7 protein-coding genes and 2 pseudogenes are annotated in these 10849 nt (G+C 43.0%); 8 read left to right on the top strand and 1 reads right to left on the bottom strand.

The genetic code is table 11. The annotated features are described in order from the left end of the window. Window positions 1–14: 14 nt before the first annotated feature. From SD31_RS05035 to SD31_RS05015, 8 genes and pseudogenes are all read left to right on the top strand, one after another. Window positions 15–1619: pseudogene (locus tag SD31_RS05035) on the top strand (phosphate acyltransferase); the annotation flags it as partial. Further along, window positions 1597–2181 carry a Holliday junction branch migration protein RuvA gene (gene ruvA / locus SD31_RS05030; RefSeq protein ID WP_039053340.1) on the top strand — a complete coding sequence of 195 codons (585 nt, stop codon included), beginning with the start codon at window positions 1597–1599 and terminating at the stop codon, window positions 2179–2181. The pseudogene SD31_RS05035 and the gene ruvA, both read left to right, overlap by 23 nt. A gap of 159 nt (window positions 2182–2340) precedes the next feature. After that, window positions 2341–3492 carry a cell surface protein SprA gene (sprA, locus tag SD31_RS19915; RefSeq protein ID WP_156138213.1) on the top strand — a complete coding sequence of 384 codons (1152 nt, stop codon included), beginning with the start codon at window positions 2341–2343 and terminating at the stop codon, window positions 3490–3492. Then, window positions 3480–7742 carry a cell surface protein SprA gene (gene sprA, locus SD31_RS16475; protein WP_197053544.1) on the top strand — a complete coding sequence of 1421 codons (4263 nt, stop codon included), beginning with the start codon at window positions 3480–3482 and terminating at the stop codon, window positions 7740–7742. Before sprA (SD31_RS19915) ends, sprA (SD31_RS16475) begins: the two co-directional genes overlap by 13 nt. Window positions 7743–7788: 46 nt before the next feature. Then, window positions 7789–8532 carry a hypothetical protein gene (locus SD31_RS16470; protein WP_156138211.1) on the top strand — a complete coding sequence of 248 codons (744 nt, stop codon included), beginning with the start codon at window positions 7789–7791 and terminating at the stop codon, window positions 8530–8532. Between the two features lie 87 nt (window positions 8533–8619). Then, a complete protein-coding gene (locus SD31_RS16465) occupies window positions 8620–9261 on the top strand; it encodes a hypothetical protein (RefSeq protein ID WP_156138210.1) in 642 nt (213 codons plus the stop codon). A 55-nt stretch (window positions 9262–9316) separates the two neighbouring features. Continuing rightward, entirely contained in the window at window positions 9317–9787 is a 471-nt protein-coding gene (locus SD31_RS05020; RefSeq protein WP_039053339.1) for a GAF domain-containing protein, read from the top strand. A 26-nt stretch (window positions 9788–9813) separates the two neighbouring features. Beyond that, window positions 9814–10638 (top strand): hypothetical protein, encoded by an 825-nt coding sequence (locus tag SD31_RS05015; protein ID WP_039053338.1) that lies wholly within the window; start codon window positions 9814–9816, stop codon window positions 10636–10638. On the opposite strand, the pseudogene SD31_RS18485 reads toward SD31_RS05015, so the two are convergent. Continuing rightward, a pseudogene (locus SD31_RS18485) lies at window positions 10629–10849 on the bottom strand (hypothetical protein); the annotation flags it as partial. The gene SD31_RS05015 and the pseudogene SD31_RS18485 overlap by 10 nt on opposite strands.

Here is a 10849-nt window from a genome sequence, read left to right as displayed (position 1 = left end):
AAAGATAGAGCACACTGGATACTAGTAAAGCCGAGTGGGCAACAGACAGAGACATCCACACATTAGAAGAAGCGGTAAAGGATGCTGATGTATTTATTGGTCTTTCAGCAGCAGATGTGCTCACGCCCGAAATGCTGAAAACTATGGCTCCTCGCCCTATCGTATTGGCTATGGCTAACCCTAACCCTGAAATAGCATACGACTTGGCCGTAGCTACTCGCGACGACATCATCATGGGGACAGGCCGTTCGGACTACCCTAACCAGGTAAACAACGTATTGGGTTTCCCGTACATCTTCAGAGGCGCATTGGACGTGCGTGCCAAAGCTATCAATGAAGAGATGAAGATTGCTGCCGTACATGCTATCGCTGCCTTAGCTAAAGAGCCTGTGCCGGAAGAAGTAAACCAAGCCTACAATACAAACAACTTACGTTTTGGCCCGGATTACGTAATCCCTAAGCCTACAGACCCTCGTCTTATCACTGAGGTTTCTATGGCTGTAGCCAAAGCAGCTATTGAATCTGGCGTCGCACGCAAAAAAATTGAAAACTGGGATGAATACAGAGAACAGCTACGTAAACGTTTAGGAAAAGATGATGGTATCATGCGTAATCTTACGGCTATTGCCAAAAACAATCCTAAACGCGTGGTATTCGCCGAAGCAGACAATTACAAAACGCTACGTGCTGCACAAATCGTAAAAGAAGAAGGCATCGCCATCCCTATATTATTAGGTAATATCCAGAAAATCAAAGACCTGATAGAAGAATATGCTTTCGACCTTAGCGATGTAAAAATCATAGACCCTAGAGAAGAAACAAAATCCCCTCGCTTTGCCGAATATGTGGAGAACCTCTATAAAAAGCGTCAACGTCGTGGATTATCCAAATTTGATGCCACACAGCTGATGACCAACCGCAACTATTATGCGGCAAGCATGGTGGAGTTCGGCGACGCCGATACCCTGATATCGGGATTGACACGCAACTACGCCAGCACCATCCGTCCTGCTTTGCAGGTAATAGGCGCTAAGCCGGGAAGCCGCATTGCGGGTATGTATATGATGCTCACCGAAAAAGGACCTCTGTTCTTTGGTGATACTACCGTCAACGAAAATCCTACAGCGGAAGAGTTGGCCGACATCACCGTATTGATAGCCAAAACCGTACGCCGCTTCAACGTTAAACCTCGTGTAGCGGTGCTTTCATACTCTAACTTCGGTTCAAATGACGGCCCTACCTCAGTGAAGGTGCGTGAAACAGTACGTATCCTGCACGAACAACATCCGGACTTGGTAGTGGATGGTGAACTACAAGCCAACTTTGCACTGAATAACGATATGCTGAAGTCCAACTTTCCTTTCAGCACCTTGGTAGGAGAAGCGGCCAACACCTTGATCTTCCCTAATCTGGAATCTGGAAACATCGCCTACAAACTCCTTCAGGAAGTAGGAAACGCTGAGGCGGTAGGCCCTATCCTACTGGGAATGAACAAGCCGGTACACGTATTGCAGCTGGACAGCTCCGTACGTGAGATTGTCAATATGGTTACTATTGCGGTAGTAGACGCACAGGCGCACGAAAAAAAAATAGAATATGTACGATTATTTCAACGGTAAATTAGTATTCAAAGCACCGACACATGTCATCCTGGAGGTAGGCGGAATAGGATATCATATCCATATATCCCTGACCACCTATTCACAGATCAAAGACCAGGAGAACTGTAAGTTGTATGTGTCCTTTCAAGTGAGAGAAGATGCTCACACACTCTATGGCTTTGCTACAGAAAGTGAACGTCATCTCTTCAACCACCTTATATCGGTATCGGGCATAGGACCTAACACAGGCCGTATGATGCTTTCATCCAGCACTCCCGAAGAACTGCATACAGCCATAGTAAATGGACAGGTAGCCTTGATACAAAAAATAAAAGGTATAGGTCCAAAAACAGCACAACGTCTTATCCTTGAATTGCAAGATAAGCTTAAAAAACAAGGAGACGACGCCCTACTACCTCTTCCTGTAGCAAAACAGTCCGTTCCGGAAGAAGCCTTGGCAGCCTTAGTCATGTTGGGCTTCCCTAAAAATCAGGTAGAGAAGATGCTGTCCGCCATTGTACAGGCAGAACCCAACCTTACCGTTGAGCAGATGATCAAACTGGCACTCAAAAAACTTTAATACCCTAAGAAAGCGGATCAAAGATCCGCTTTCTTTTTAAGAATACTCTCCCTAAGCTGAGTCTTAGACATATAAATTCCTCTTTTATATTGTCTTAAGAAATCGTATAATTATAAAGGCTAATTCTAGGTAACGCCCGTACTATGCCTTAACCAAACGATGAACCTTAAGTATTGGATGCTGGTATTCCTTTCTTTTTTGTTACTCTGCAAAAGTGGAGCAGGCCAGCCTTTTCTTTCCTTAGGAGATTCACTACGCTTCCGTCATCTTCAAAGAGATCTTCCTTTTACCGTAATATCACCTAAAACACCTTTTCTTAAAAAATACACTTACCAATATGATTATCACCCTTGGCAGAACCTTTTCATAATATCACAAAATTCCGGACATAGCATATTCCAGCAATATGCCTCATTGACCGATTATCTGAAAATTTCCTCCTCGCTTTCTAAAAAGCAATATTGGAAAACTCATGCTGCTAATACATTTACCCAAGAAAAGAAAGCCATTCTGGAACCTATAACAATAAAAAGCCCGGCCTTTGAGCGTATCTTTGGAGGCAACACGATTGAGATTATTCCCAAAGGAAGTATAGACATATCCCTTATGGCACAGCGTAACGTCAGCCAGAATCCTTTGCTCAACGAACGCCATAAAAAGTTATGGGGCCTAGAGTTGGACCAAAAGCTACACCTTAATCTTTCCGGAAATATCGGACAGCGAGGACGCATCACCGCCAACTTTAGTTCCGAATCCGAATTTGATGTCGACAATTTCATTAAATTCGATTATATCGGAAAGAAAAATGACATCCTGCAGCGACTAGAAATAGGAAATGTCAATTTCATTACCCCTACGCGGCTGATGGCTTCCTCCGAATCTCTTTTCGGCATAAAAGCACAGCTACAGGTCGGCAAACTAAATATCACAGGTGTAGCATCACAGAAAAATGCAGAACACCGAGAATTAACATTATCGAACGGACGGCTTGAAAGAGAGATAAACATCTCCATAGCCGATTACGAAGCCAACCAACATTTCTTCCTCGCCCATTACTTTAGAGATCAATATAACGAAAGTCTAAAGCTCGCTCCCCTTATCAATTCGCCGGTAAATATTACCACCATAGAGGTTTGGTTGAGCAATCGAGCAGACAAAGTCGACGGAGCGCGCGACATTCTGGCCTTGCTGGATTTAGGGGAATCAACTCCCTACAATACGCTCATTACCGGCAATCCCACTGTTAAATTTCCGAATTCAGGCTTCCAAATTCTGCCACTGACCTTTCCAACAACCTGTTGGAACTCTTAGGACCTAACGGCAGGAATCCTAACAGTAATGCTGTGGGCTCCCTGTTCAGTGCAAGCGGAGGGGGTGATAACTTCGTTAAACTTACCAATGCGCGAAGATTGATAGAAGGAAAAGATTATACTGTAAACAGAAAATTGGGATATATCTCCCTATCCTATCCTCTTATGGAGGACCAAGTGTTGGCAGTAGCCTACCGCTATACGGTAAATGGCAGAGAATATCAGGTGGGTGATCTTTCGACAGACATTGCCTTTGACGCCTCCAATCCGCAGATGCTATATACCAAACTGCTGAAAAATGAGGTGCTAAAAACGAACCTCCCTACTTGGAATTTGATGATGAAAAACATCTATAATTTAGGTATCAGCCAAATCAGCGAGGAAGGTCTCAACCTGCATATTGTGCGCCACGACGAAAACACCGCATTAGAAAGCTCTATTATGTACGAAGGCACAGCTCTTGAAAATAAAAGTTGGTTGGAAATCGTTGGACTGGACAGGCTTTCTCAGAATCACACAGCCACAAAAGATGGACTCTTAGATTTCATTGAAGGGGTGACATTCGATAACAGCAAGGGAAAACTCATTTTTCCTCTTGTAGAACCTTTCGGAAAAGACCTTCAAAACCAGTTTATGCCTAATGAAAGCTCTGTGGCCGAGCGCTATGTCTTCCATGAACTGTATAGTCTCACAAAGTCCGATGCCATTCAACACTATAGCAACAAAAATCGATACTACATCAAAGGAACGGTACGGTCGGCCAATAGCAGCGAATTCTCTCTTGGCGTTTTTGATTTGAAACCCAACACAGTGAAAGTTTATGCCGGTGCTATGTTATTGCAGGAAGGTGCGGATTACGCCATAGATTATGAGACCGGAACCTTACGACTCCTCAATCCGTTAATATCTTTTGCCAACAATACTATCAAAGTACGTATTGAGGATGCAGGCTTCGGCTCATTACAAAAAACTTTCCTTGGCACACGCATAGACTATATTGCTAACAATAACCTGCAGTTAGGGACAACGCTAATGAAACTCATCGAGAAGCCTTTCTCAGAAAAAGGATATGTGGGATCGGAACCCCTCTCCAATACCATGCTCAGTGCCGACATCAGGTGGCATAAGGAGGCTCCATGGCTTACCCGCCTCCTAGACAAGTTGCCCTTTATCAAAACCAATGAGCCATCCTCCATCAATTTTTATGGAGAAGTGGCCTATCTCAAACAGGGATTAGCGAAAGCATTGACCAATGCCGGAACGACTTATTTAGATGATTTTGAAAATAACTTCAGCTTCATCGACATCAAAAACCAGCAAGGCTGGCAGCTTTCCTCCACTCCACAGCTCTTTCCTGAACATATCTTATCCAATGACCTTTCTTATGGATATAATAGAGCCCATCTAGCCTTCTACAATATTGACCCTATATTTTACCAGTCCTCCAGCTTAACCCCCGCTATCGATAGACATTTCCTTGCAGACCATAGAACGAGAAAAGTAACCGAACAGGAAGTTTTTCCTTTCAAGGAAAGCAAAACAGGGACAGACATCTTTTTACCTACGTTGGACCTTGCATATTATCCTCAGCTGCGAGGTGCATACAATTTCAACATACACGAACTAAATGCCAATGGGGAGCTGACACAACCCCAAAAAAGGTGGGGAGGGATGTTCAAGAAAATAAATCAACCCGACTTTGAAGCGCAAAATATTGAATTTCTCGAAATGTGGCTGATGGACCCTTCTCTTACCAACCCTAACAAGGAGGGGGGCGACCTGTACGTCAACCTCGGCCTCATTTCGGAAGACATTCTCAAAGACGGTCGCAAATCCATAGAAAATGCTATTCCTGCTAGTGGAGACAAGTCTACTATGGATAAGACAGTATGGGGATATGTCCCTAAAGTGGAAGCCGTAAACCGGGTCTTCGAAAGTTCGGATGCCAGCCGAAGAAATCAGGACGTCGGCTTGGATGCCTTAAACAATGAAGAGGAAAGATCTTTTCATAGCAACTACCTGAATCAGCTTAAAAACAAGCTCACTCCCGAGGCCTACGCCCGCTTTGAACAGGACCCCGCCAATGACGACTACATCTATTTCCGAAGCAACGTGTTCGGCCGCACAGACGGCATCATGGAGCGTTACAAATATATCAACGGCACGGAAGGCAACTCTAAAACCTCTCAACTATCGCGCGAAGCCTTCGGCGTGGACAATGCCGCACGCACACTTACACCCGACGCAGAGGATATCGGTCGCGACAACAATATGAATGAAGCGGACAGCTATTATGAATACCGCATCTCCATGCGACCACAAGATATGGTAGTAGGACAAAACTTTATCGTGGATGAGCATACAACACGCGTAAACATACAAGGTCGAAATACAGATGTCAAATGGTATAAGCTGCGCATCCCTCTACGCAACTATCATCACAAATACGGCAACATCAACGACTTCAAGTCCATACGCTTTATACGTCTGTTTTTAACAAATTTCGCTGATACGGCGGTCTTTCGGTTTGCTACTATGCAATTCGTAAAAAGTGATTGGCGGCTTTATAACCCCGACAATTCTTCTCCACTGATTATCGCCGATCCTGCCTTAGGACAAACCCCAGCCCCAGATCAGTCTAAGGCGGCGATAGGTTATGTCAATATTGAAGAAAATGGAAAACGCTCTCCAATACCTTATGTGGTTCCTCCAGGCATTAATCGTCAAGTGGATTTCGCCAACAACAACCTTGATGTACAGCTCAACGAACAAGCTTTATCATTAAGCATTAGCAACCTAAAAGACGGTTATGGACGCGCCGTATATAAAACCGCTAACTACGATCTGCGACAGTACGGCAAACTGGAAATGTTTGTCCATGCAGAGGGAGTGGAGCTCAACGACAACGACGCCTATGTATTTATACGCCTAGGAACTGACGACAGATATCATTATTATGAATACGAAGCTCCGTTGAAAATCACTCCATATGGAAGTACCTCGCCACAATTGATATGGCCTTCCGAAAACAATATAGCTATCGAGCTTAACCTACTGGTACAGGCTAAGATAGCGCGAGATAACGCATTCCTCAACGGGCAGCCTTGGCCGCAAGACAAGCCTTTCGAGTATCGGATGGAAAGGGGAAAAATAACTGTCAAAGGCTCCCCAGATTTGTCCAAGGTGCGTTTTTATATGTTGGGAATAAAGAACCCCTTACAAACACAGGATGTACATTCCGATCACGGAAAAGCTATCAACGGAGAGTTCTGGTTCAACGAGCTCCGGCTAACGGACTTCCGCAGCAGAAGCAGCTGGGCCGCCACAGGAGAGCTCCAACTAAAACTCGCCGACCTAGCCAATATTTCCCTTTCGGCTACAAAAATGACTGCCGGATTCGGACCTATCACACAGCGTATTTCCGAACAGGACCGCACAAACCGTCTCTCCTGGGACTTCATGACAAATGCAGAGCTGGGAAAGTTCGTAAACCACAGAAATGCTTTTTCCATCCCTTTATATTTCAACTTTTCCAAGCAAATCGGCACACCGGAATACAATCCCTTTCAAGGAGATGTATTGATGAAAACATCCTTGGAAAAACTTTCTCAAGAAAAAAAAGACTCTCTACTGCGACTGGTTCAGGATTATTCTTTCAGAAAGAATTTCAGCATCATCAATGCACGGAAGCTTTCTACTGCTATAGACAAAAAGCTTAAGCCTTGGCATATAGAGAATTTCTCTTTGAGCTATCATTTCAGCGAATATCAACATAGAGACCTGTATACATATGCCTCTCTTCAGAAAAATTATAGAGGAGCACTGGATTATACCTTCACTGCCACCCCGAACTACAGGTTTCCTTTGCAGAAAAACAAGTTACTTCGGTCCTTCAACTATAATCTTATGCCCTCGCTATTAAGCTTCCGGCTAAACGTAAATCGCATATACCACGAAAATACATTCAGAGATAATGCCAGCAACAATATTCTTCCTACCTATTATAGCAAAAACTTCAATATGTCCCGTATTTACGGTATTAGCTGGGATCTGACGAAATCTTTGCGGTTGGATTTCAATGCGACAAACTATTCTATCATCGAAGAGCCGGACGGACGCATCAATGGGGCTAAAAAGGATACTTTGTGGAACAACTTCTGGCGGATGGGTACAACGGTGGACTACCATCACATGATGAATCTTACCTATACACTTCCACTACAAAAAATCCCATATACTGGAATGGCTTAATATCACTGCACGCTACGGCAGCCAATTCAACTGGCAGCGCGAGCCCTTGGCCTTCCGCAACTACGAAAATGTAGACTTTGGTCACAGCATCCAGAACAACAGGACCATACAGATAAACCCTACGCTCAACTTCAATTCTCTTTACAGTAAAGTCGCCTTCCTGCGAAAAAACACTTTGAGTCAAGAAGTATCTTTCCGACGGTTTATGGCTGGTCTGCTGACTACGTTAAAATACGCCAATGCGGGTTATACCAAAATCGAAGGCTCCTTCCTACCGGGATACCTTCCTCTTTCCAACATGCTGGGATATAGCTTCAGTAACAACGCGCCAGGCTGGGATTTTATCTTCGGTTCCCAAACAGATATCCGACAAAGAGCTCAACGAAACGGATGGCTGACGACAGATTCCTTACAAAATGAGAACTACACCAAAACTTATTCAAAAAACCTGTCGGCAGTGATTCACGCCGAACCGCTCAAATATCTGAAGATAGACTTATCCGTCTCCAAAATGGACAACAAAAATTACAGCAGTCCTTTCCACACGTGGAACATCCTTCCGGACTATATTACGGGCAATTACTCGGTAACACAGGCATACCTGAAAACCAGTTTCCGAAGTGCGGCACACATGTACGAGGATTTCTTACATAAAAAATTGGAAATGTCCGAAGCATTGGGCACTTATAATCCCAACTCCACAGGCATTAAGGCAAACTTCTTCAGTGACGGCTATGACGAAAATCAACAGGATGTGGTCGTAAATGCCTTCCTTCAAACTTATCCTTAAACAAAAAAATAAAAAATTGGTAAAAGCAATAGACCTGACTTTCCTATCCCTAACTGGAGACTGAATTATAACGGATTGTCCAAAATTTTGGGTTGGGAGGACTGGATTCCCGCCATCAATATCCTTCACGGCTATCAGTCATTATACAGCATAGTGAACTACCATTCTAATACACAATATCAAGAAGAAGACAACTATCCTTTCATACGGGATGGAAACGGTAACTTCATCCCGCAGTACCAATACAGCCAAATCACCCTGACTAGCAGATTTGTTCCACTATTAGGATTGGATATACGCTTCAGAAACAACTGGAGCATAAATACCGAATACCGAAAGGTCAGAGACCTCAACCTTACCTTACAAAACAGTCAATTAGCCGTATTCGATGAACAATCCTACATCGCTGGAATAGGCTACCGCAAACTCAACACCTTGCTGCCTTTCGGACTTTTCCAAAATCGCAACTGGAAAAGCGATGTAAACTTCAGAGTGGATATAGCGCTGAATGACAGAAAAGTCAGCACCTTCCGCACAGGGATAGCCTACGCCCAAATTACAGGGGGAAATAAAAGTATTACCTTAAACCCTTCACTCGACTATACCATAAATAGGCTATACAACATACGTCTGTTTTACAACACTAACGCCATAAAACCCTACACCTCAGAAACTTTCGCTTCATCCACAACCTTCATGGGCATAAACTTTAAGATATTATTACAATAATAAAACGATATGGGTATCCCATTAGCTTATATTTGTATATTTAAACGATAAAAAGATGGCAGAAGATTTAGTTATTACTCAGGGTGATAAAGAAGCCCAATACCAAAGTTTACTACCCCAGATTGAAGCGCTTATCGGTGGAGAAACAGACCTTATCGCCAACTTAGCTAACATCTCAGCGGCACTGAAAGAACAGTTCGGCTTTTTATGGGTAGGCTTTTACCTAATCAAGAACAATGAATTAGTGTTAGGACCTTTCCAGGGTCCCGTGGCTTGTACGCGTATAGCATACAACAGAGGAGTGTGCGGTACGGCATGGGCCCAAGAAAAAACATTGATCGTACCTAATGTTGATGAATTTCCAGGGCATATTGCTTGTAGCTCTCGCTCGAAATCTGAAATCGTTATTCCTTTCTACTTAGGAGGCAAGCTCACCGGTGTACTGGATATAGATAGCGAGTCGCTAAATAATTTTTGTGAAATTGATGAAAAATATCTAAAGAAATTATTAAATTTATTAAGCTAACACTAAATTAATTTACAACCTAAACTATGAGAAGTGCTAACAAGGCCGCTTTTCTAAACCTCATTTACATCATCATCAACTTTGTATGGCTTGTTATTGTGGATAACAAGAAAATTTTCGGCACTTCTCTGTATGAAACTTTCTATCAAAACTGGTCCTATCTGACTCCTCACTACGCCACCTTCGAAATATGGAAAGTCATAGCTATATGTTTTGTGACAACAGCTCTATTTTACTGTATTCTTTTGCGTAGAGAAAGAGATGAAGATCGTGCCTTGGCCGAACAGATATCTTCTTCCGAAAACTGGGTAATCTACAATCAGCTTTTTCTAGGATTGAGTATCGTTTTAAAAGTGAACAATTATCTTACGGTGGCACTGCTGTTCACCATAGCGACCTTCTACACACTAAACAAGCTCAATTATATTTTCAAAATCAGGGACTACAAAAATCCTACAGCCATACATATTTTTACACGCACCTCGATGGGCTTATATAGTGGATGGCTCGTGTATCTTATGGGGTTCAATGGATTGCCGGTGTTAAGTCACTTGTTCAAGATGCGTGGCGATGAAACTATATTCTGTATACTGGCGTTAATATTTTTATTGGTAAGTTTTTCTTTTATACTTTATAAAGCTATCATATGCATACTGCCGGCCCTTCTCGTAGGATATACCGCAGGCGTCCTTGGTTCATATTTTTACAATATCCAAAGTATCAAAATAACCGATATCTATCATCAAACCATGAAATATGCATTTTTATCTATCATGTTAATCTCCATAAGTATGATGATAATATTGCTTTACAGAAAAAGAAAGGCTTTACTAGCTTTGGGTCATGGCTGATGGAAATACCAAACCTTTATCAACTTGTCATCTCCCGCGGTAAATAATTCACCTTTTGCGGTATGGAAACAAGCTGTATTAATAGAAAGGTAATGGGAATCAATACCTCTGTCACGCGACAGATTCTTATGAAGCTGAAACTGCGTATCCCACACTTTTAATGTCTTGTCTCGGCTAACCGTCGCAAAAGACCTCATACAGTACCAGTAAG

Source organism: Sphingobacterium sp. T2 (genome assembly GCF_000814685.1).
Classification (GTDB): domain Bacteria; phylum Bacteroidota; class Bacteroidia; order Sphingobacteriales; family Sphingobacteriaceae; genus Sphingobacterium; species Sphingobacterium thermophilum.
Note: the sequence above shows the minus strand (reverse complement) of the source record. Positions and strands in the feature narration are given on the sequence as shown.

What these genes read in the sequence shown, in the direction of transcription:
- SD31_RS05015 (WP_039053338.1), top strand. Translation starts at nt 9,814, where the DNA reads ATGAGAAGTGCTAACAAGGCCGCTTTTCTAAACCTCATTTACATCATC.
- ruvA (WP_039053340.1), top strand. Translation starts at nt 1,597, where the DNA reads ATGTACGATTATTTCAACGGTAAATTAGTATTCAAAGCACCGACACAT.
- sprA (WP_156138213.1), top strand. Translation starts at nt 2,341, where the DNA reads ATGAACCTTAAGTATTGGATGCTGGTATTCCTTTCTTTTTTGTTACTC.
- SD31_RS05020 (WP_039053339.1), top strand. Translation starts at nt 9,317, where the DNA reads ATGGCAGAAGATTTAGTTATTACTCAGGGTGATAAAGAAGCCCAATAC.